This window comes from Enterobacter sp. HK-058-C-ECC, assembly GCF_047531125.1.
GTDB classification, from domain to species: Bacteria; Pseudomonadota; Gammaproteobacteria; order Enterobacterales; family Enterobacteriaceae; genus Enterobacter; species Enterobacter quasiroggenkampii.
This window is the reverse complement of record NZ_JBLKCH010000008.1, coordinates 96,314-119,117: the sequence shown is the minus strand read 5'-3', so window position 1 is coordinate 119,117 and position 22,804 is coordinate 96,314. Positions and strand designations below refer to the sequence as shown.

The 22,804-nt window shown below is 57.9% G+C and carries 13 protein-coding genes; 10 read left to right on the top strand and 3 right to left on the bottom strand.

Annotation, left to right across the window (positions count from 1 at the left end; genetic code table 11):
• The first annotated feature begins 140 nt into the window (after positions 1–140).
• The 5 genes from glgB to glgP are packed head-to-tail and all read left to right on the top strand — an operon-like array spanning position 141 to position 9,509.
• Positions 141–2,327, top strand: coding sequence for a 1,4-alpha-glucan branching enzyme (gene glgB, locus ACMWJS_RS16445; protein ID WP_414747315.1), 2,187 nt, complete (start codon positions 141–143; stop codon positions 2,325–2,327).
• Positions 2,324–4,297, top strand: a complete 1,974-nt coding sequence (gene glgX, locus ACMWJS_RS16440) for a glycogen debranching protein GlgX (RefSeq protein ID WP_414747314.1) — start codon at positions 2,324–2,326, stop codon at positions 4,295–4,297. The genes glgB and glgX overlap by 4 nt, the downstream gene beginning before the upstream one ends.
• A gap of 17 nt (positions 4,298–4,314) precedes the next feature.
• Positions 4,315–5,610: a glucose-1-phosphate adenylyltransferase gene (glgC, locus tag ACMWJS_RS16435; RefSeq protein ID WP_008503066.1), complete on the top strand. Its 1,296-nt coding sequence runs from the start codon at positions 4,315–4,317 to the stop codon at positions 5,608–5,610.
• Positions 5,610–7,043: a glycogen synthase GlgA gene (gene glgA / locus ACMWJS_RS16430; protein WP_008503065.1), complete on the top strand. Its 1,434-nt coding sequence runs from the start codon at positions 5,610–5,612 to the stop codon at positions 7,041–7,043. The genes glgC and glgA overlap by 1 nt, the downstream gene beginning before the upstream one ends.
• Positions 7,044–7,061: 18 nt before the next feature.
• On the top strand, positions 7,062–9,509 hold the full coding sequence (gene glgP, locus ACMWJS_RS16425; RefSeq protein WP_025910282.1) for a glycogen phosphorylase: 2,448 nt from the start codon (positions 7,062–7,064) through the stop codon (positions 9,507–9,509).
• Positions 9,510–9,597: 88 nt separating this feature from the next.
• Here the strand turns inward: glgP and glpD are convergent, their stop codons facing one another.
• Positions 9,598–11,106 carry a glycerol-3-phosphate dehydrogenase gene (gene glpD, locus ACMWJS_RS16420; RefSeq protein ID WP_234085105.1) on the bottom strand — a complete coding sequence of 503 codons (1,509 nt, stop codon included), beginning with the start codon at positions 11,104–11,106 and terminating at the stop codon, positions 9,598–9,600.
• A 188-nt stretch (positions 11,107–11,294) separates the two neighbouring features.
• Between glpD and glpE the strand changes: the two genes are divergently transcribed.
• The 3 genes from glpE to ACMWJS_RS16405 are packed head-to-tail and all read left to right on the top strand — an operon-like array spanning position 11,295 to position 13,280.
• The gene (glpE, locus tag ACMWJS_RS16415; protein ID WP_008503062.1) at positions 11,295–11,627 is read left to right on the top strand and encodes a thiosulfate sulfurtransferase GlpE; all 333 of its coding nucleotides are present in this window, start codon (positions 11,295–11,297) and stop codon (positions 11,625–11,627) included.
• Positions 11,628–11,674: 47 nt separating this feature from the next.
• On the top strand, positions 11,675–12,505 hold the full coding sequence (glpG, locus tag ACMWJS_RS16410; RefSeq protein WP_028015659.1) for a rhomboid family intramembrane serine protease GlpG: 831 nt from the start codon (positions 11,675–11,677) through the stop codon (positions 12,503–12,505).
• A gap of 16 nt (positions 12,506–12,521) precedes the next feature.
• Complete coding sequence (locus tag ACMWJS_RS16405; RefSeq protein ID WP_008503060.1) at positions 12,522–13,280, top strand: DeoR/GlpR family transcriptional regulator; 759 nt, start codon at positions 12,522–12,524, stop codon at positions 13,278–13,280.
• 81 nt (positions 13,281–13,361) lie between these two features.
• Here the strand turns inward: ACMWJS_RS16405 and malT are convergent, their stop codons facing one another.
• Positions 13,362–16,067, bottom strand: a complete 2,706-nt coding sequence (gene malT / locus ACMWJS_RS16400) for an HTH-type transcriptional regulator MalT (protein WP_045909015.1) — start codon at positions 16,065–16,067, stop codon at positions 13,362–13,364.
• 585 nt (positions 16,068–16,652) lie between these two features.
• On the opposite strand from malT, the gene malP reads away from it, so the two are divergent.
• Together malP and malQ are read left to right on the top strand one after the other, a co-directional pair.
• Positions 16,653–19,046, top strand: coding sequence for a maltodextrin phosphorylase (malP, locus tag ACMWJS_RS16395; protein WP_414747313.1), 2,394 nt, complete (start codon positions 16,653–16,655; stop codon positions 19,044–19,046).
• A gap of 9 nt (positions 19,047–19,055) precedes the next feature.
• Positions 19,056–21,134 carry a 4-alpha-glucanotransferase gene (gene malQ / locus ACMWJS_RS16390; protein WP_414747312.1) on the top strand — a complete coding sequence of 693 codons (2,079 nt, stop codon included), beginning with the start codon at positions 19,056–19,058 and terminating at the stop codon, positions 21,132–21,134.
• 88 nt (positions 21,135–21,222) lie between these two features.
• On the opposite strand, the gene gntT is transcribed toward malQ, so the two are convergent.
• On the bottom strand, positions 21,223–22,539 hold the full coding sequence (gntT, locus tag ACMWJS_RS16385; RefSeq protein WP_262810909.1) for a gluconate transporter: 1,317 nt from the start codon (positions 22,537–22,539) through the stop codon (positions 21,223–21,225).
• Positions 22,540–22,804 lie beyond the last annotated feature (265 nt).

The window sequence follows — 22,804 nt, the reverse complement described above, 5'->3', positions numbered from 1 at the left end:
GCTTTAAGGAAGAGTCATTTCTTACCTGAGGTTCGAGCGGAGCAGAATGGATGCACATTTTTGTGCTGTCCCGTTCAGGTCACATTAAAAGTCGTCCCGGAGCGCTTAAAAAGGACGACATAAAAAACAGGATGAATACCATGTCCGATCGTGTGGATAGAGACGTGATTAATGCGCTTATTGCGGGTCATTTCGCTGACCCCTTTTCTGTGCTTGGGATGCACCGTACTGAGGCCGGTCTGGAAGTTCGGGCACTGTTACCGGATGCCACAGAAGTCTGGGTGATTGAACCCAAAACCGGCCGCAAGGTCGGTAACCTTGAATGCCTCGATTCCCGTGGCTTCTTCTCGGGCGTGATGCCCCGTCGTAAAAATCCTTTTCGCTATCAGCTCGCCGTTCTCTGGCACGGTCAGCAAAACCTGATTGACGATCCCTACAGCTTTGGCCCTCTGCTTAAAGAGATGGATGCCTGGCTGCTCTCCGAAGGGACGCATCTTCGCCCTTATGAAACGCTGGGTGCCCATGCCGATACCATGGACGGCATTACCGGCACGCGGTTCTCCGTGTGGGCGCCCAATGCCCAGCGTGTCTCCGTTGTCGGCCAGTTCAACTACTGGGATGGCCGCCGCCACCCGATGCGCCTGCGTCGGGAAACCGGCATCTGGGAGCTGTTTATCCCCGGGGCGCACCACGGGCAGCTTTATAAATTCGAGATGATTGACGCCCGCGGCAAGCTGCGCATTAAAGCCGACCCGTATGCCTTCGAAGCGCAGATGCGTCCGGATACCGCGTCGCTGATCTGCGGCCTGCCGGAGAAGGTCGTTCAGACGGAGGAGCGTAAACAGGCTAACCGCTTTGATGCGCCGATCTCCGTCTATGAAGTCCATCTCGGCTCATGGCGTCGCCACACCGATAACAACTTCTGGCTCAGCTACCGGGAGCTTGCCGACCAGCTGGTCCCGTACGCCAAATGGATGGGCTTTACCCACCTGGAGCTGCTGCCGGTCAACGAGCACCCTTTCGACGGCAGCTGGGGCTATCAGCCCACCGGGCTGTATGCGCCGACCCGCCGCTTCGGCACCCGCGACGACTTCCGCTATTTCATTGATGCCGCGCACGCCGCCGGGCTGAACGTCATCCTCGACTGGGTGCCGGGCCATTTCCCGGCGGATGATTTCGCGCTGGCAGAGTTTGACGGTACGAAGCTGTACGAGCACAGCGATCCGCGCGAAGGCTATCACCAGGACTGGAACACGCTGATCTACAACTACGGTCGCCGTGAGGTCTCAAACTACCTGGTCGGGAATGCCCTGTACTGGATCGAGCGGTTTGGCATCGATGCCCTGCGCGTGGATGCGGTGGCGTCGATGATCTACCGCGACTACAGCCGCAAAGAGGGGGAGTGGATCCCGAACGAGTTTGGCGGCCGCGAAAACCTGGAAGCGATTGAATTCCTGCGTAATACCAACCGCATTATCGGCGAGCAGGTGGACGGTGCCGTGACCATGGCGGAAGAGTCCACCGACTTTGCGGGCGTCTCCCGTCCGCCGTCATTGGGCGGCCTGGGGTTCTGGTATAAGTGGAACCTGGGCTGGATGCACGACACGCTCGATTACATGAAGCTGGATCCGGTTCACCGTAAGTATCATCACGATAAGCTGACGTTCGGGATGCTCTACAACTACACCGAAAACTTCATGCTGCCGCTGTCGCACGATGAGGTGGTACACGGTAAAAAATCGATTCTCGACCGCATGCCGGGCGACGCGTGGCAGAAGTTTGCCAACCTGCGCGCCTATTACGGCTGGATGTTTGCCTTCCCGGGCAAGAAACTGCTGTTCATGGGCAATGAGTTCGCCCAGGGGCGCGAGTGGAACCATGACGCCAGCCTCGACTGGCATCTGCTGGAAGGCGGCGACAACTGGCACCACGGGGTGCAGCGTCTGGTACGCGATCTGAACCTGACCTATCGCCACCACAAAGCGCTGCACGAGCTCGACTTCGATCCGTACGGCTTTGAATGGCTGGTAGTGGACGACCATGAGCGCTCGGTGTTTGTCTTTGTGCGTCGTGACAAGGCGGGTAACGAGATCATCGTCGCCAGCAACTTCACCCCGGTGCCGCGTGAACACTACCGCTTCGGCATTAACCAGCCGGGCAAATGGCGTGAAATTCTGAATACCGACTCGATGCACTACCACGGCAGCAACGCCGGTAACGGTGGGCTGGTACAGAGCGACGCCATTGAAAGCCACGGGCGACCCAACTCCCTGAGCCTGACGCTGCCGCCGCTTGGCACCATCTGGCTGATGCGGGAGGGCGAATGACGCAGCTTACGGCAGGTAAACCCGAACCGCTCGGGGCGCGTTTTGACGGAAAGGGGGTCAATTTCACCCTCTTTTCCGCTCACGCCGAGCGGGTAGAACTGTGCGTGTTTGACGGGGAAGGTAACGAGCACCGTTACGATTTACCCGCGCGCACGGGGGATACCTGGCACGGCTACCTGGCCGGAGGGCGGCCCGGTATGCACTACGGCTTTCGCGTTCACGGTCCGTGGGAGCCCGCGCAGGGGCACTGGTTTAATCCGGCGAAGCTGTTGATTGATCCGTGCGCGCACCGCGTGGACGGCGAATTTAAAGATGACCCGCTCTTCCACGTGGGCTACGGCGAGCCTGACCACCGCGACAGCGCGCCCGTCGCGCCAAAAAGCGTGGTGGTGAACGATCTTTATGACTGGGAAGACGATGCCCCGCCGCACACGCCGTGGGGCAATACGGTTATTTATGAAGCCCACGTCAAAGGGCTGACCTACCTGCATCCGTCGATCCCCAAAGAGATGCGCGGCACCTACAAGGCGCTCGGGCATCCCACCATGATCGCCTACCTGAAACACCTCGGCATCACCGCCCTGGAACTGCTCCCCGTCGCCCATTTTGCCAGCGAGCCGCGCCTGCAGCGGCTGGGGCTAAGCAACTACTGGGGCTACAACCCGCTGGCGATGTTCGCGCTCGAACCGCGCTATGCAGTTCATCCGGAAAAGGCGCGGGACGAGTTCCGCGATGCGGTGAAGGCGCTCCACGCGGCGGGCATTGAGGTCATTCTGGACGTGGTACTGAACCACAGCGCAGAAAGCGATCTCGACGGCCCGACGCTCTCCATGCGCGGAATTGATAACCGTAGCTATTATTGGATCAGGCAGGATGGCGATTACGAGAACTGGACCGGCTGCGGCAACACGCTCAACCTCAGCCATCCGGCGGTCACGCATTTTGCGTATGAATGCCTGAAATACTGGGTAGAGACGTACCACGTCGACGGTTTTCGTTTCGACCTGGCGCCGGTGATGGGGCGCACGCCGGCGTTCAGCCAGCAGGCGCCGCTGTTTGAGGCGATAAAAAACTGCCCGGTGCTCTCGCAGGTGAAGCTCATTGCCGAGCCGTGGGACATCGGTGAAGGCGGTTATCAGGTCGGGAATTTCCCGCCGCTGTTTGCCGAGTGGAACGACCACTACCGCGACGCCGTGCGCCGCTTCTGGCTGGAGCGGAACCTGTCGCTGGGGGAATTTGCCGGGCGCTTTGCCGCGTCGAGCGATCTCTTTAAGCGCGACGGCAAACGCCCGTCGGCCACCGTCAATCTGTTGACGGCGCACGACGGTTTTACGCTCAGGGACTGCGTTTGTTTCAATCAGAAACACAATGAGGCGAACGGCGAAGAGAATCGCGATGGCACTAACAATAACCATAGCTTCAATCATGGTATAGAAGGGTTAGGCGGAAGTCTGGATGTGATAGAGCGGCGACGCGCCAGCGTTCATGCGCTGCTGACAACGCTTTTACTGTCGCAGGGCACGCCGATGCTGCTGGCAGGCGACGAGCATGGTCATAGCCAGCACGGTAACAACAACGCCTATTGCCAGGACAACACCTTAACCTGGCTCGACTGGGGTGAAGCCAACAGCGGGCTGATTCATTTTACCGCTGCGCTGATCCATCTTCGCCAGCAGATCCCCGCGCTGACTGCCAACAGCTGGTGGGAAGAGGGCGACGGCAACGTTCGCTGGCTGAATAAAGACGCGCAACCGTTAAGCGCGCAAGAGTGGCAACACGGCGTACCACGCCTGCAAATCCTGCTGTCGGATAAATGGCTGGTCACGCTGAACGCGACGGATGACGTCGCAGAGATTGTTTTACCTGAAGGGGAATGGCGCGCCGTTCCTCCCTTTGCCGGAGCGGATAATCCGGTAGTAATGGCTGTCTGGCACGGGCCTGCGCACGGAGTGTGCGTATTCCAAAGATGATAAAAAAGGAGTTAGTCATGGTTAGATTAGAGAAGAACGATCCCTTAATGTTGGCACGCCAGCTACCATTAAAAACGGTTGCCCTGATACTTGCGGGCGGGCGTGGTACCCGTCTGAAAGATTTGACCATCAAGCGCGCCAAACCGGCTGTTCACTTTGGTGGTAAGTTCCGTATCATCGACTTTGCGCTCTCCAACTGCCTGAACTCGGGCATTCGCCGCATCGGCGTCATTACGCAGTATCAGTCGCACACGCTGGTTCAGCATATCCAGCGCGGCTGGTCTTTTTTCAGCGAAGAGATGAACGAGTTTGTCGATCTCCTTCCTGCGCAGCAACGCGTCCACGGCGAGAACTGGTATCGCGGGACAGCGGATGCGGTGACCCAGAACCTCGACATCATTCGTCGCTACAACGCGGAATACATCGTGATCCTCGCCGGGGACCACATCTACAAGCAAGATTACTCCCACATGCTGATCGACCACGTCGAAAAAGGGGCGCGCTGCACCGTGGCGTGTCTGCCTGTGCCCGTTGCTGAAGCGACGGCGTTTGGCGTCATGCACGTGGATGCGGACGACAAAATTATCGACTTCGTTGAAAAACCGGCGAACCCGCCAACCATGCCTGGCGATGACACCAAATCACTCGCCAGCATGGGGATCTATGTCTTTGACGCAGATTATCTTTATGAGCTGCTGGAAGAAGACGACAAAGACGAAAACTCCAGCCACGACTTCGGTAAAGACATCATTCCGAAAATCACGAAAGCTGGCATGGCGTATGCACATCCTTTCCCGCTGTCCTGCGTGCAGTCCGACCCGAATGCGGAACCCTACTGGCGCGATGTGGGCACGCTGGAAGCGTACTGGAAAGCGAACCTCGATCTGGCATCGGTCACGCCTGAACTGGATATGTACGACCAGAACTGGCCGATTCGTACCCATATGGAGTCGCTGCCGCCGGCCAAGTTCGTCCAGGACCGCTCCGGCAGCCACGGTATGACGCTGAACTCGCTGGTGTCCGGCGGGTGCATTATCTCCGGTTCGGTCGTGGTGCAGTCGGTGCTGTTCCCGCGCGTGCGGATAAATTCATTCTGTAATATCGATTCGGCAGTCTTGTTGCCGGATGTCTGGGTAGGGCGCTCGTGTCGTCTGCGTCGTTGCGTGATCGACCGTGCCTGCGTCATCCCTGAAGGGATGGTTATTGGGGAGAATGCGGAAGAAGACGCGCGTCGTTTCTACCGTTCGGAAGAGGGGATCGTGTTAGTCACACGGGAAATGTTGCGGAAGCTGCAGATCAAACAGGAGCGATGATGCAGGTTTTACACGTATGTTCTGAGATGTTCCCGTTATTAAAAACGGGCGGACTGGCAGATGTGCTTGGCGCATTACCGGCGGCGCAAATCGCCGGAGGCGTGGATACCCGCGTCCTGCTGCCCGCCTTTCCGGATATCCGGCGCGGTATACCTGATGCGAAAGTGGTGACCCGCCGTGAAACGTTTGCCGGACGCATTACCCTGCTGTTTGGACATTACAATGGCGTAGGGATTTACCTGATCGACGCGCCGCATTTATACGATCGCCCGGGTAGCCCGTATCACGATACGAACCTGTTCGCCTACACCGACAACGTGCTGCGCTTTGCGCTGCTCGGCTGGGTCGGCGCCGAAATGGCGACGGGGCTGGATCCGTTCTGGCGTCCGGATGTGGTGCACGCGCACGACTGGCACGCCGGGCTTGCTCCGGCGTATCTCGCCGCGCGCGGCCACCCGGCGAAATCGGTCTTTACCGTGCATAACCTGGCGTATCAGGGGATGTACTACGCCCATCACATGAATGACATCGATCTGCCATGGTCGTTCTTTAACATGCACGGTCTGGAGTTTAACGGGCAGATCTCGTTCCTGAAGGCGGGGCTGTACTACGCCGATCACATCACGGCGGTGAGTCCAACCTACGCGCGTGAGATCACCCAGCCGGCGTTTGGCTACGGCATGGAAGGGTTGCTGCAGCAGCGCCATCGCGAAGGCCGCCTGTCGGGCATCCTGAACGGCGTGGATGAACAAATCTGGAGCCCGGAAACCGATCTCCTGCTGGCGGCGCGCTACGGTCGTGATTCCGTGGAGGACAAAGCGGAGAACAAACGCCAGCTGCAGATTGCGATGGGCCTGAAGGTGAACGACAAAGTGCCGCTGTTCGCCGTCGTGAGCCGCCTGACCAGCCAGAAAGGGCTGGATCTGGTGCTGGAGGCGCTGCCCGGTTTACTGGAGCAGGGCGGACAGCTGGCGCTGCTCGGCGCGGGCGACCCGGTGCTGCAGGAAGGCTTCCTTGCCGCCGCCGCGGAACATCCGGGGCAGGTAGGCGTACAGATTGGCTACCACGAAGCGTTCTCGCACCGCATCATGGGTGGCGCGGATGTCATTCTGGTGCCAAGCCGTTTCGAACCCTGCGGCCTGACGCAGCTGTACGGCCTGAAATACGGCACCCTGCCGCTGGTACGCCGCACGGGCGGACTGGCGGATACCGTATCCGACAGCTCTCTGGAAAACCTGGCGGACGGTATCGCCAGCGGATTTGTCTTTGAGGACAGTAATGCCTGGTCGCTGCTTCGGGCGATTCGGCGTGCTTTCGTCTTGTGGTCCCGTCCATCGCTGTGGCGTTATGTACAACGTCAGGCGATGTCCATGGACTTTAGCTGGCATGTCGCGGCGCAGTCATACCGCGATCTCTATCAACGCTTGATGTAACGAGGCGAAGTTACTGATATGAACGCTCCATTTAGCTACTCTTCACCCACGCTCAGCGTTGAGGCGTTAAAGCACTCCATCGCCTACAAGCTGATGTTCACCATCGGGAAAGATCCGGTTATTGCCAACAAGCACGAGTGGCTGAACGCCACCCTGTTTGCCGTGCGTGACCGCTTAGTTGAACGCTGGCTGCGCTCAAACCGCGCCCAGCTCTCGCAGGAGACGCGTCAGGTTTACTACCTGTCGATGGAATTTTTGATTGGCCGCACGCTGTCCAATGCGCTGTTGTCGCTCGGTATTTATGACGACGTCAAAACCGCACTGGAAGAGATGGGGTTAGATTTAGAAGAACTGATCGACGAAGAGAACGACCCGGGCCTCGGTAACGGCGGTCTGGGACGTCTCGCCGCCTGCTTCCTCGACTCGCTGGCGACGCTGGCGCTGCCGGGCCGCGGCTACGGTATTCGCTACGATTACGGCATGTTCAAGCAGAACATCGTCGACGGGCGTCAGAAAGAGTCCCCGGACTACTGGCTGGAGTACGGCAACCCGTGGGAGTTCAAGCGCCACAACACGCGCTACAAGGTGCGCTTTGGCGGACGTATTCAGCAGGAAGGGAAAAAATCCCGCTGGGTGGAAACGGAAGAGATCCTGGCCGTGGCCTACGACCAGATTATCCCCGGCTACGACACTGACGCCACCAACACGCTGCGCCTGTGGAGCGCCCAGGCCAGTAGCGAAATTAACCTCGGTAAATTTAACCAGGGTGACTACTTCGCGGCGGTGGAGGATAAAAACCACTCCGAGAACGTGTCCCGCGTGCTGTACCCGGATGACTCGACCTACTCAGGCCGCGAGCTGCGTCTGCGTCAGGAGTACTTCCTCGTTTCGGCGACCATTCAGGACATCCTTAGCCGTCACCATCAGCTGCACAAAACCTACGCCAACCTGGCGGAGAAAACCGCGATCCACCTTAATGACACCCACCCGGTGCTCTCTATTCCGGAGCTGATGCGCCTGCTGATCGACGAGCATAAGTTCAGCTGGGATGACGCCTTTGAGGTGACTTGTCAGGTGTTCTCCTACACCAACCACACGCTGATGAGCGAAGCGCTGGAGACGTGGCCGGTGGACATGCTCGGCAAAATCCTGCCGCGCCATCTGCAGATTATCTTTGAGATTAACGACTACTTCCTCAAGACGCTGCAGGAGCAGTATCCGAACGATACCGGCCTGCTGAGCCGCGCGTCCATCATTGATGAGTCGAACGGTCGTCGCGTGCGCATGGCCTGGCTGGCGGTTGTCATCAGCCATAAGGTCAACGGCGTGTCAGAGCTCCACTCGAACCTGATGGTGCAGTCGCTGTTTGCGGACTTCGCGAAGATCTTCCCGACGCGGTTCTGCAACGTGACCAACGGCGTCACCCCGCGCCGCTGGCTGGCGCTGGCCAACCAGCCGCTCTCTGAGGTACTGGACGAGAATATCGGCCGCACCTGGCGTACCGATTTGAGCCAGCTGAGCGAGCTGGAACAGCATATTGATTTCCCGACGGTGAACAAAGCCGTGCGCGAAGCCAAGCTGCTGAACAAAAAACGTCTGGCGGTCTGGCTGGCGATGCACCTCAACGTGGTGGCAAACCCGAAAGCGCTGTTCGACGTTCAGATCAAACGCATCCATGAATACAAGCGTCAGCTGATGAACGTGCTACACGTAATCACCCATTACAACCGCATCAAGGCCGATCCGACGGCCGAATGGGTGCCGCGCGTGAAGATCTTCGCCGGTAAGGCGGCGTCGGCCTACTACATGGCGAAGCACATTATTCATCTCATCAACGACGTGGCGAAGGTGGTTAACCAGGATCCGGATATTGGCGACAAGTTGAAGGTGGTGTTCATTCCGAACTACAGCGTCAGCCTGGCGCAGCTGATCATCCCGGCGGCGGATCTCTCTGAACAGATTTCCACGGCGGGGACGGAGGCATCCGGCACCAGTAACATGAAGTTTGCCCTCAACGGCGCGCTGACCATCGGCACGCTGGATGGGGCGAACGTCGAGATGCTGGAGCACGTGGGCGAAGACAATATCTTTATCTTCGGTAATACGACGGAAGAGGTGGAGGCGCTGCGCAGGAAAGGCTACTCGCCGCGTCAATATTACGAAGAGGATGAAGAGTTGCGTCAGGTGCTGACGCAGATCGCGACCGGCGTGTTTAGCCCTGATGAACCGAGCCGCTACCGCGATCTGGTGGATTCGCTGATTAACTTTGGCGATCACTACCAGGTGCTGGCGGATTACCGTAGCTACGTGGACTGTCAGGACAAGGTGGACGAGCTGTATCGCCAGCCGGAGAAATGGACCAGCGCCGCGATGTACAACATCGCCAATATGGGCTATTTCTCGTCAGACAGGACCATCAAGGAGTATGCCGAGACGATCTGGCATATTGATCCGGTGAGGTTGTAAAACCAAACCCGGGTGGCGGCTTCGCCTTACCCGGCCTGGTTGATCCCGTAGGCCCGGTAAGCGTAGCGCCACCGGGCATTTTTTCACATCAGGACGCCAGCGACAGCTCACGCTTTCCCGCATGTTGCAGTAACCACTGCGCCACGCGAGACTGCTGTTCGGCGTTGAGCCACATCCCTTCTTTGGTACGGCGCCAGATAGCATCGTCCAGACGACGCACCCACTCGTGCTCAACCAGGTAACGCAGCTCGGCTTCGTACAGCTCGTGGCCGAAATGCTCGCCCAGATCCGCAATGTCCTTCGCATCGCCCAGGAACAGCTCGGTATTGCTGCCGTAGGTGCGGGCATAGTGGCGCGCCATCCCTTCGGTGATGAACGGGAAGCGACGGCGCAGCTTCGCGGCGTAATCATCGCGGTTATCGCCGATATCACCGCCGGGCAGTACCGCGCCCTTGGTCCATGCCGGGCCAATGCCTTTGTAGTACGGCGCCAGTTTTTCCAGCGCGTGCTCGGCCAGCTTGCGGTAGGTGGTGAGCTTGCCGCCAAACACGGACAGCAGCGGCGCCTGACCGTCAACGTCGTGAATATCGAGCGTATAGTCGCGGGTGATGGCCTGCGGTGAATCAGATTCGTCATCGCACAGCGGACGCACGCCGGAGTAAGTCCAGACCACGTCGTCGCGCGACAGCTGTTTCTTAAAGTGCGCGTTATACACTTTAAGCAGGTAGTTCACTTCGCTCTCATCAATCTCAACGTTCTTCGGATCGCCTTTGTACTCCACGTCGGTGGTGCCGATGATCGAGAATTCGTCCATCCACGGGATCACAAACACGATGCGCTTGTCTTCGTTCTGTAGAATGTACGCCTGCTTCTGGGTATGCACGCGCGGCACCACAATGTGGCTGCCTTTGATCAGGCGGATGCCGTACGGGGAAGGCAGATGCATGCCCTCGTCAAAGAACTGTTTCACCCACGGGCCGGTGGCGTTCACCAGGCCGCGCGCTTTCCAGCTGAATTTCTCGCCGGTATCGATATCTTCCGCCTCGACAATCCACAGGCCGTTTTCACGACGGGCAGCGGTTGCGCGGGTGCGGGTTTTCACCTCGCCGCCTTTCTTCTCAACCATCTGCGCGTTCGCCAGCACCAGGCGGGCATCGTCCACCCAGCAGTCGGAATATTCGAATCCGCGCACGATTTCAGGCTTAAGGACCGATTCTGAGCCAAAACGCAAACCTTTCGAACCCGGGAGGCTGGTGCGTTTACCCAGATGATCGTACATAAACAGACCAATTCGGATCATCCACGCCGGACGCAGATGCGGGCGATGGGGCAGGCGGAAGCGCATCGGAATCGCCAGATGCGGGGCCATTTTCAGCAGCACTTCACGTTCGGCCAGCGCTTCACTGACCAGGCGGAATTCGTAGTGTTCCAGGTAGCGCAGGCCACCGTGAATCAGTTTGGAGCTGGCGGACGACGTCGCGCAGGCGAGATCGTTAGCTTCCAGCATCAGTACGGATAAACCGCGTCCTGCGGCATCGACCGCAATACCGGCACCGTTGATGCCACCGCCTATCACAATCAGATCTTTGGTTTCCATAACACCCTCATGCACTTTCGTTAAAGCTCAGAAATGTTCGATATCGCTCATAATAGCAAAGGAACGCGCTTTTGGTAACATCAAAAAAACAATTTAGAGTGATATGGATAACATAATGGCGTTTACCCGCCGCCAGGACGTACACTACGGGGTAAAATCTTGTCGTTGACCACTGTAAAGAGAACACCATGGATCAGTTTGAATGTATTAACGTAGAAGAAGCCCACCAGAAGATGCACCAGGGAAAAGCGGTGCTGGTGGACATCCGCGATCCGCAGAGTTTTGCGATGGGTCATACGCCGGGCGCTTTCCATCTCACCAACGACACGCTGGGCGCGTTTATGCGCGATAACGACTTCGACACGCCGGTGATGGTCATGTGCTATCACGGCAACAGCAGCAAAGGCGCGGCGCAGTACCTGCTTCAGCAGGGTTACGACGCGGTTTACAGCGTCGACGGCGGTTTCGATGCCTGGCATCGTCATTTCCCGGCGGAAGTGGAATACGCTTTTGAGCGCTGATCCCGCTATACTGTCCCCTTTTGTGTGGAAATAAGCGACCGCTGCCCATGTTGATGATCACCTCTTTTACCAACCCGCGCGTCGCCCAGGCGTTTGTCGACTATATGGCGACGCAGGGCGTTATTCTGACTATTCAGCAACATACGCAGACCGACGTCTGGCTGGCCGATGAGAGCCAGGCCGGGCGGGTAAACGAGGAGCTGGCGCGTTTTCTTGAGAACCCTGGCGACCCGCGCTATCTCGCGGCCAGCTGGCAATCCGGCCAGACCGGCAGCGGATTGCACTACAGCCGCTTTCCCTTCCTCGCCACCATTCGCGAGCGCGCGGGCCCGTTTACGCTGCTGCTGATGGCGGCCTGCATCATTGTCTTCATTATCATGAACGTGGTCGGCGACCAGAGCGTAATGATTGCCCTGGCGTGGCCCTATGACCCGTCTCTTGAGTTTGACGTCTGGCGCTACTTTAGCCACGCGCTGATGCACTTCTCGGTGATGCATATCCTCTTTAACCTGCTCTGGTGGTGGTATCTCGGCGGTGCCGTTGAAAAGCGTCTGGGCAGCGGCAAGCTGATCGTTATCACCATCATCAGCGCCCTGTTAAGCGGCTACGTGCAGCACAAGTTCAGCGGGCCGTGGTTCGGCGGGCTGTCGGGTGTCGTGTATGCCCTGATGGGCTACGTCTGGCTTCGCGGGGAGCGCGACCCGGAAAGTGGCATCTATCTGCAACGCGGATTAATAACCTTTGCGTTAATATGGCTAATTGCCGGATGGTTTGATCTGTTTGGTATGTCTATCGCCAACGGTGCGCACGTCGCCGGGCTGGCCGTGGGGCTGGCGATGGCCTTTGCCGACACGCTCCATGCGCGAAAACGAACATAATTCTCAGGGATAATTGATGAAACAAACACAACGTCATGACGCCATTATCGAACTGGTAAAAAAACAGGGATACGTCAGCACCGAAGAGCTGGTGGAGCAGTTTGCCGTCAGCCCACAAACCATCCGTCGTGACCTGAACGACCTGGCCGATCAGAACCGTATTCTTCGCCACCACGGTGGCGCGGCGCTGCCGTCCAGCTCGGTTAACACCTCCTGGCACGACCGTAAAGCCACGCAGACGGCGGAGAAAGAGCGTATTGCCCGCAAGGTCGCCAGCCAGATCCCAAACGGGGCGACGCTGTTTATTGATATCGGCACCACGCCGGAAGCGGTCGCCCATGCGCTGCTGGATCATGAGAACCTGCGTGTGGTCACCAACAACCTGAACGTGGCTAACACCCTGATGCAGAAAGACGATTTCCGCATCATCCTCGCGGGTGGGGAGCTGCGCAGCCGCGACGGCGGAATTATTGGCGAAGCCACCCTCGATTTTATCTCTCAGTTCCGCCTCGACTTCGGCATTCTGGGGATCAGCGGCATCGACAGCGACGGCTCGCTGCTGGAATTTGATTACCACGAGGTGCGCACCAAGCGCGCGATCATTGAAAACTCGCGCCACGTGATGCTGGTGGTGGATCATTCGAAGTTTGGCCGAAACGCGATGGTGAACATGGGCAGCATCAGCATGGTGGATGCAGTCTATACCGACGTGATGCCGCCGGCGGGCGTGATGCAGGTAATTAAAGATAATAATTTGCAGCTGGAATTGTGCTAACGGTTGTGTCGGGTGGCGCTGCGCTTACCCGACCTACAACACCCGTAGGCCCGTGCAAGCGTAGCGCCGCCGGGCAATGAATTACACTCCGTACCCCATCATCTTCAACAGCTGCTGTGCATGCTGTACCGCATCCTGACGATGCGCCACGCCCAGCTTCTGGTACAGGTTGCGGATATGCGTTTTGATGGTGGTCGCCGCCACCGCCAGCTCGCCGGCAATCTGCTCGTTGCTGTAGCCTGAATAGATCAGCCCCAGAACCTGCCATTCGCGCTGGGTGAGCGGGCTGGTGCGGATAAGCTCCGGCACTTCCGGGTGGTTCAGCAGACGTTCAACGAAGTTCTCATCAAAATGCGCGAACTTGTGCCGATGATGCTGGTTAATCTCGCGCAGAATGCGCTGGGCGCGATGTTGATCCAGCTCCGGCAGCGTGTTGAGCTGAATAAGCTGACGCAGCTGCTGGGCCATCACTTCACCTTCAATAACAAAGTGGCTGATAAACCCGGTGCGGTTTGCCAGCTGTAGCGCCTCCAGCAGCACGCGCTGGGCATCGTTTTTACGACCCGCCTGCCAGTAGAGCTGGTTCTGCAGCAGCAGGTTGCGGTTCAGATCGCTCATCAGGCGCAGGCTGCGCGCGTTCTCGTTCAGCTCTTCCAGCACAATCTCAGCAGGCTCTAATTCACCGAGCAGGATCTGCGCGCGGGCAATGTTGCGCCACTGGCTCTGCAGGAAGTGGTTGTTGGCAAATTCCGGTTTTGGCGTCTGACGCAGCCAGTTGGCGGCGGATTTTTTATCGCCGGTCATCTGCCAGTAAATCACCCGGACCTTATCGGCGTTTGACACCCAGTCACTATGATACTGACCGTTGCCGAGCAGGTTTTCCAGGCGGTTAAGATGGTTGCGGGCGTTATCGAGATCGCCGCGCGCCAGCGAGCACTGCACCAGCAGCGCCAGACACTGCAGCTGCTGCTGAGGCTGGAAGCTGGAAAGAACATCCACACCCTGGCGGGCGCAGCTTTCTGCTTCATCCAGACGCGACCATGCCCACAGCAGCTGAGCGCGAATACGCAACAGGAACTCGTGCATCGGCAACTGTTCCAGGTGCTGTTCACGAATCAGCTGGAACGCTTTTTCCTGGTTTTCCCAGGCAGCCTGCAGGAACCCCTGCGCGAATAAAATCTCGCTCTGCTGGATCAGGCTCCACAGCGCGTAGTGCCAGACATCATGACGACGCGCCATCTGTTCGGTTTGTTGCATCAGTGAAAGCGAACGCGTGAGGTCACCTTTGCAGTGCAGCACTTCGCCGTGTACGGAGGTCGCCACGATGCGGCTGTAGAAGTTGGCCAGCGGCAGTTCATCCAGCGCGACCATCGCCAGCCGTTCCGCTTCGTCCGGGTCGCCATCGTTAATGGCCACCTGAGCGCGCAGCGCGTTGAACTCGCCGTGCAGGGTGGTATCCATCTCGCTTTCCATCTCCTGCTCGGCACGCGCCAGCAGGGTGTTCACTTCGCTGTAGCGATGCTGGCTCTGCATCAGCCAGGCCTGCAGCAGCACCAGACGCGGATTCTCCAGCAGGCTTTCCCACGGCAGGGCTTTGAGGGACTCTTCCAGCAGCGTCAGCTCGCTGTGGTTAAACAGGCCCCACGCATGATTGAGGAGGATATCGCGCAGCATGCTGGCATCCCCGGCAGCGAGCGCGTGGTGGATGGCCTCGCTCGGGAAGCCCTGTGCCATCCAGCTTTCGGCAGCGGCGCGGTGGATCTCCGGCAGTTCAACCGCCAGCTCCCACTGACAGCGCTGGCGCAGGAAGCTACCAAACAGCGGATGATAGCTAAACCACTCGCCGGGATCGTCCATGCGCGTCAGGAAAAGGCCCTGACGTTCAATTTCTTCGAGCTGCAGCTGACCGTTTTCACAGCCCGTCACCCGCACGATGAGGGCATCGTTCATGGAGCGCAGCAGCGAGCTTTTCAGCAGGAAATTACGCGTCGAGGGATCGACACTGTTCAGCACCTCGTCCACCAGGTAATCAGAGAGGTGGCTGGCGTTGATGCCAGCCAGACGCCGCGCTGACTGATGGGCTGGACTGTTGTTTTGCCGGGCAGAGAGGGCGATGAGCTGCAGCGCCGTGGCCCAGCCCGCGACGTCATCACACAGGCGGCTGCTTTCAGCGGCCTCAATGGGTGAGGTCAGGCGGCAGTCAAAGAACTGTTTTGCTTCCTGGTGGGTAAAGGCCAGCTGCTGGCTACCCACTTCCAGAAGCTGATCGCGCACGCGCAGGTTGGCAATACCCAACTGCGGCAGGTTGCGTGACAGCACCACTAACGTCAGGTTTTCCGGCTGATGGCGCAGGAAGAAACGCATTGATTCATGAATCACCGGGTTAGTGATGAGATGGTAATCATCAATCACCACGTAAAGCGGGCGATGCCATTCAGCCAGTTCGATAAACAGCTGAGAGAAAAGGGAGGACAGGCTGGCGTACTGGCGCTTTTGCACCATCACCTCACTGGCAACGCAGTGTCCATGGGTGGCTTGCTGTATCGCGGCAATCAGATAGCTGGCAAAACGCTCCTGCTGGTTATCGCCCTCATCAAGAGAGTACCAGCCAAGATCGCTCTTACCTGCGGCCCATTGCGAAATGAGCGTTGTTTTTCCATAACCTGCAGGGCTCGTAACCAGCGCCAGTCGGAAATTATGCGCGCCGGAAAGTTTAGCCAACAGACGCTCGCGGACCACTGTGTGGTCAAGACGAACCGGGCGACTTAATTTAGACGGAATCAACATAGGTTTCACTTCACTGTGGGGAACGAGAGATTTTATTTTTTTTGCGCTTCGTAATTAATGGTTATAAGGTCGGCCAATAAGTTAACTATTGCAAGTTATGTCTGGATTTGGTGGCTGTGAATTTGCACTCTGTCACAAAACATTCAGGCAAAGGAGGGAACTTTCTGAAAAGGTCTTTGATGCCCCGTCAATGCTGGCTTGTATGGCTGTGCTGTGGCTGCGCTGAAACTGGTTTCAGAAAGGGATAGTGACGTCGAATTTAATATACTTCTGGTAAAGTTAAGGGAGATTAATAATCTCCTTAGCGATTTCCCGATTGCCGAAATATTATTCTACGTAAGTAATTATTTCGGCGGGGTTTAATTTCACCCGAAACCGCATTTCATTTCTTTGACATTCTCCTCGGTTACTTTTTTATCTTCCGGGCACACTCGAACTATGCTCTGAGAGTGGCCTTGATCACACTTTTCTGCTCATCCCCGCTACTCCTCCCTGTCTAATCCCCCTCGGGAGGAGGAAGAGGGGAAATGAGCCAGGCACACTAGCGCCAACTTGTGTTTTCTTTCTAAAGGATGCCGATCCCCTATGTCACAGCCTACCTTCAACAAAGCTCAATTCCAGGCTGCCCTGACGCGTCAGTGGCAGCGTTTTGGCCTTCATGCTGCAAACGAGATGACGCCTCACCAGTGGTGGCAGGCAGTGAGCGGTGCGCTCGCAGAGCAGCTGGATGCTCGACCCCTGGCAAAACCGGTAAAAGGCCAGCGCCATGTAAACTACATTTCAATGGAATTCCTGATTGGCCGTCTGACGGGCAACAACCTGTTGAACCTCGGCTGGTATCAGGAGGTCGGTGACGTCCTTAAAGAACACGACATTAACCTGACCGACCTGCTGGAAGAAGAGATTGACCCGGCGCTGGGCAACGGCGGCCTGGGACGCCTGGCGGCCTGCTTCCTTGACTCCATGGCGACCGTCGGCCAGTCGGCGATTGGCTACGGCCTGAACTACCAGTACGGCCTGTTCCGTCAGTCGTTTGCTGACGGCCACCAGATGGAAGCGCCGGACGACTGGCATCGCAATACCTATCCGTGGTTCCGCCATAACGCGCAGCTTGACGTGCAGGTTGGCATTGGCGGGAAAGTGACGAAACAAGGTCTCTGGGAACCGGCGTTCACCATCACCGGCGAAGCCTGGGATCTGCCGGTGCTTGGCTACCGTAACGGCGTGGCGCAGCCGCTGCGTCTGTGGCAGGCGAAACACGCCCACCCGTTTAACCTGACTAAATTCAACGACGGCGATTTCCTGCGGGCCGAGCAGCAGGGCATCGACGCCGAGAAGCTGACCAAAGTCCTCTATCCGAACGACAACCACCTGGCCGGTAAAAAGCTGCGCCTGATGCAGCAGTACTTCCAGTGCGCCTGCTCCGTGGCGGACATTCTGCGTCGCCATCACCTGGCGGGCCGCAAGCTGGCGCAGCTGCCGGACTTCGAAGTGATTCAGCTCAACGACACGCACCCGACCATTGCCATCCCGGAACTGCTGCGCGTGCTGATCGACGAGCATCAGCTGAGCTGGGACGACGCCTGGGCCATTACCAGCCGTACCTTTGCCTACACCAACCACACGCTGATGCCAGAAGCGCTGGAGTGCTGGGATGAGAAGCTGGTGAAAACGCTGCTGCCGCGCCACATGCAGATCATCAACAAGATTAACGACCAGTTTAAAAAGCTCGTGGACAAGACCTGGCCGGGCAACAAGGCGGTCTGGGCGAAGCTGGCGGTGGTTCATGATAAGCAGGTACGCATGGCGAACATGTGCGTGGTGAGCGGCTTTGCGGTCAACGGCGTGGCGGCGCTGCACTCGGATCTGGTGGTCAAAGATCTGTTCCCGGAATACCACCAGCTGTGGCCAACCAAATTCCACAACGTGACCAATGGCATCACGCCGCGTCGCTGGATCAAGCAGTGCAACCCACTGCTGGCGGGCCTGCTGGACAAGACCCTGAAGAAAGAGTGGGCCAACGATCTGGACCAGCTCATCAACCTGGAAAAATACGCTGATGACGCGACATTCCGCGAGCAGTACCGGGCGATCAAGCTGGAGAACAAGGTTCGCCTGGCGGAGTTTGTGAAAGTGCGTACCGGGATTGAGATCAACCCGAATGCGATTTTCGATATTCAGATCAAACGTCTGCACGAGTACAAACGCCAGCACCTGAACCTGCTGCACATTCTGGCGCTGTACAAAGAGATCCGCGAGAACCCGCAGGCCGATCGCGTCCCGCGCGTGTTCCTGTTCGGTGCGAAAGCGGCCCCGGGCTACTATCTGGCGAAAAACATCATCCTCGCCATCAATAAAGTGGCGGCGGCGATCAACAGCGATCCGAAAGTGGGCGACAAGCTGAAGGTGGTGTTCCTGCCGGATTACTGCGTCTCGGCGGCTGAAATGCTGATCCCGGCGGCAGATATCTCCGAGCAGATCTCAACCGCAGGGAAAGAAGCCTCCGGTACCGGCAACATGAAGCTGGCGCTGAACGGCGCGCTGACCGTCGGCACGCTCGACGGGGCCAATGTCGAAATCGCCGAGAAGGTGGGCGAAGAGAATATCTTTATCTTCGGCCACACCGTGGAAGAGGTGAAAGCCATCAAGGCCAAAGGCTACGACCCGGTGAAGTGGCGTAAGAAAGACAAAGTGCTGGACGCGGTGCTGAAGGAGCTGGAGAGCGGCAAATACAGCGACGGCGACAAGCACGCGTTTGACCAGATGCTGCACAGCATGGACAAACACGGCGGTGACCCGTATCTGGTGATGGCGGACTTCACGGCCTACGTTGAAGCGCAAAAACAGGTCGATGTGCTGTATCGCGACCAGGAAGCGTGGACCCGCGCGTGCATCCTGAACACCGCGCGCTGCGGTATGTTCAGCTCTGACCGCTCAATCCGTGATTATCAGGCCCGTATCTGGCAGGCAAAACGCTAAGGAAGCGCGATGGAGAGTAAACGTCTGGACAGTGCCGCGCAGGCGGCGGGAATTAGCCTCAGTTACATTAATGCTCACGGCAAACCACAGTCTATTGGCGCCGACACCAAAAGACGTTTGCTGGACGCTATGCACAAAACCGACGCGAAAGCGTCGGCTGCGCCGGTGCCGAACGTGAAGGTATTCACTGCAGGCAAAAAGATGCCGCTCGCGGTGGAGGGACGTGGCGAGTTTAGCTGGCTGCTCACGACCGAAGAGGGGCATCAGCATAAAGGCCACGTCACCGGCGGCAAAACGTTAAACCTTCCGGCGAAGCTGCCGGAGGGCTATCACACCCTGACGCTCACCCAGGACGATCGGCGTTTCCACTGCCGGGTGATCGTCGCGCCAAAACGCTGCTACGAGCCGCAGGCGCTGCTTGAAGGCAAAAAGCTGTGGGGTGCCTGCGTGCAGCTCTATACGCTGCGTTCCGACAGCAACTGGGGCATCGGTGATTTTGGCGATCTGAAGAACATGCTGGCATCCGTGGGCGAGCGCGGCGGCGCGTTTATCGGCCTCAACCCGATCCACGCGCTCTATCCGGCCAACCCGGAGAGCGCCAGCCCGTACAGCCCGTCTTCCCGTCGCTGGCTGAACGTGATTTATATTGACGTTAACGCCTTAGATGATTTCAAAAACAGCCAGGAGGCGCAGGCCTGGTGGAAACTCAGCACCACGCAGCAGGCGCTGAAGCAGGCGCGCGAAGCCGACTGGGTGGATTACTCCACCGTCACGGCGCTGAAAATGGCCGCGCTGCGCCTGGCGTGGAAAGGCTTTTCGCAGCGCGATGACGAGCAGATGGCGGCGTTCCGCCAGTTCGTGACGCAGGAGGGCGAGAGCCTGTACTGGCAGGCGGCGTTTGATGCGCTGCATGCGTATCAGGTGAAAGAGGACGAAATGCGCTGGGGCTGGCCGGTCTGGCCTGAAGCGTATCAATCCGTCGACACGCCGGAAGTGAAAGCGTTCTGTAAAAAATATGCCGATGAAGTGGACTTCTACCTGTGGCTGCAGTGGCTGGCGTACAGCCAGTTTGCCGCCTGCTGGCAGGTGAGCCAGGGCTATAAAATGCCGATTGGCCTGTACCGTGACCTGGCCGTGGGCGTGGCGGAAGGCGGCGCGGAAACCTGGTGTGACCGTGAGCTTTACTGCCTGAAGGCCTCCGTGGGGGCACCACCGGATATCCTGGGGCCGCTCGGCCAGAACTGGGGATTACCGCCGATGGATCCGCACGTCATGGCGGCGCGCGCCTACGAGCCGTTCATCGACCTGCTGCGCGCGAACATGCAGAACTGCGGCGCGCTGCGTATCGACCACGTGATGTCCGTGCTGCGCCTGTGGTGGATCCCGTACGGTGAAACGGCGGATCATGGGGCGTACGTGCAGTATCCGGTTGACGATCTGCTGTCGATCCTGGCTCTGGAAAGCAAGCGTCATCAGTGCATGGTGATCGGCGAAGATCTCGGTACCGTGCCGGTGGAAATTGTCAGCAAGCTCCGCGACAGCGGCGTCTACTCCTATAAAGTGCTCTATTTTGAAAACGACCATGAGAAAACCTTCCGCGCGCCGCAAGCGTACCCTGAACAGTCAATGGCAGTCGCGACGACGCATGACCTTCCTACGCTTCGTGGCTATTGGGAAAGCGGCGATCTGACCCTTGGCAAAACGCTGGGCCTGTATCCTGATGAAGAGGTGTTACGCGGCCTGTATCAGGATCGCGAACTCTCCAAACAGGGGCTGCTGGATGCGCTGCACAAGCAGGGCTGTCTGCCAAAACGTGCCGGGCATAAGGCGTCGCTGATGTCCATGACCTCCACGCTCAACCGTGGTTTGCAGCGTTACATTGCCGACAGCAATAGCGCCCTGCTGGGCCTGCAGCCGGAAGACTGGATTGATATGGCGGAGCCGGTGAACATCCCGGGCACCAGCTATCAGTACAAGAACTGGCGTCGCAAGCTGTCCACCACGCTTGAGGCGATGTTTGCCGATGACGGGGTGAACAGGCTGATTAAGGATTTGGATAAGCGGCGAAAAGCTGCCGGGAAGAAGTAATAAAAAAACCCGCCAGTGGCGGGTTTTTTATTATCCGGTAGTGCTCATGTAGGTCGGGTAAGGCGTAGCCGCCACCCGACTTAGGGCATCAGACCACCATATTCAGCAGCAGCACCCCGACCAGACCGCACACCGAAATAATGGTTTCCAGCGCGGACCAGGACTTGATGGTTTCACCGATCGTCAGGTTGAAGTACTCCTTGAACAGCCAGAAGCCCGGGTCGTTAACGTGAGAGAAAATCACGCTACCGGAACCGACGGCGATAACCATCAGCTCAGGGCTCACGCCCGTGGTGGCAATCAACGGCGCAACGATGCCGCCGGCGGTGATCGCCGCAACGGTCGCGGAGCCCAGCGCAATACGCAGAACTGCGGCAATAGACCAGGCCATCAGAAGCGGCGACACGTTGGTTTCATGCATCATCGCGGCGATGTATTTGTCCACGCCGCTGTCGACCAGAACCTGCTTGAAGGCACCGCCACCGCCGATGATCAGGAGCATCATGGCAATGATTTTGATGGAAGAGGTCAGCGTGTCGTTGATCTGATCCATGGAGCGGCCACGGTTCAGACCGAAGGTGAACATCGCGATCAGCACGGCAATCAGCGTTGCCATCACCGGGTCACCCAGGAATTCCGCCACGGACAGGAACGCATGACCTTTCGGCAGGATCATCTCTGCCACGGCGCGCATCGCCATCAGGATCACCGGTACCAGAGAGGTCCAGACGCTGACGCCAAAGCCAGGCATCTCTTCTTCGGCGAAGGTTTTGGCGCTGTACAGACCTTCCGGGATAGGCTTATCAATGCCTTTCAGGAAGCGGGCATAAACCGGACCTGCCAGAATCACCGTCGGGATCGCCAGAATCGTACCGAACAGCAGGGTTTTACCCATATCCGCGTGGAAGATAGTCGCGATAGCGGTTGGACCCGGGTGCGGCGGCAGGAAGCCGTGGGTCACGGACAGCGCCGCGGCCATAGGCACACCGACATACAGCAGCGGGATGCTCGCGGCAGCCGCAATGGTGAACACCAGCGGCAGCATCAATACGAAGCCCACTTCATAGAACAGCGCGAAACCGACGGTAAAGCCGGTTAACACCACTGCCCACTGAATGTTCTTCTTACCAAATTTGTCGATAAGCGTGGTGGCAATACGCTGGGCGCCACCGCAGTCCGCCAGCATTTTACCGAGCATGGCGCCGAAGCCCATGATCAACGCCAGGCTGCCGAGCGTGCCGCCGACACCGGCTTTAATCGAGCTGATAACTTTCACCAGCGGCATCCCCTGCATCAGACCGACTGCAAGCGCCACCAGAACCAGAGCGATAAATCCGTTCATTTTGAAGCGGATCATCAAGAGCAGTAATAACACAACACCGATAGCAACGATGACTAATGGCATGATTTACCTGGCCTTTGAATTGTTATGGGTAACGTCATTGTTTCAACGACAAATTCCGATTGTCCCAACTGGGAACAGAGAAGTAACGGCACTAATACTGATGCCTTTTAAACGATTAAGTTTAGTCGGCTGTTATGAGTGTGTTTAGTGCCCATGAGAATGATACGGGTAACATGGCGTGATTGAGAATCACCCTGGAAGGCAAAATGTGAATTATGAGACGCAGGTCAACATATAGAGGGGAACGAAGAGGGGGGACAGGGTT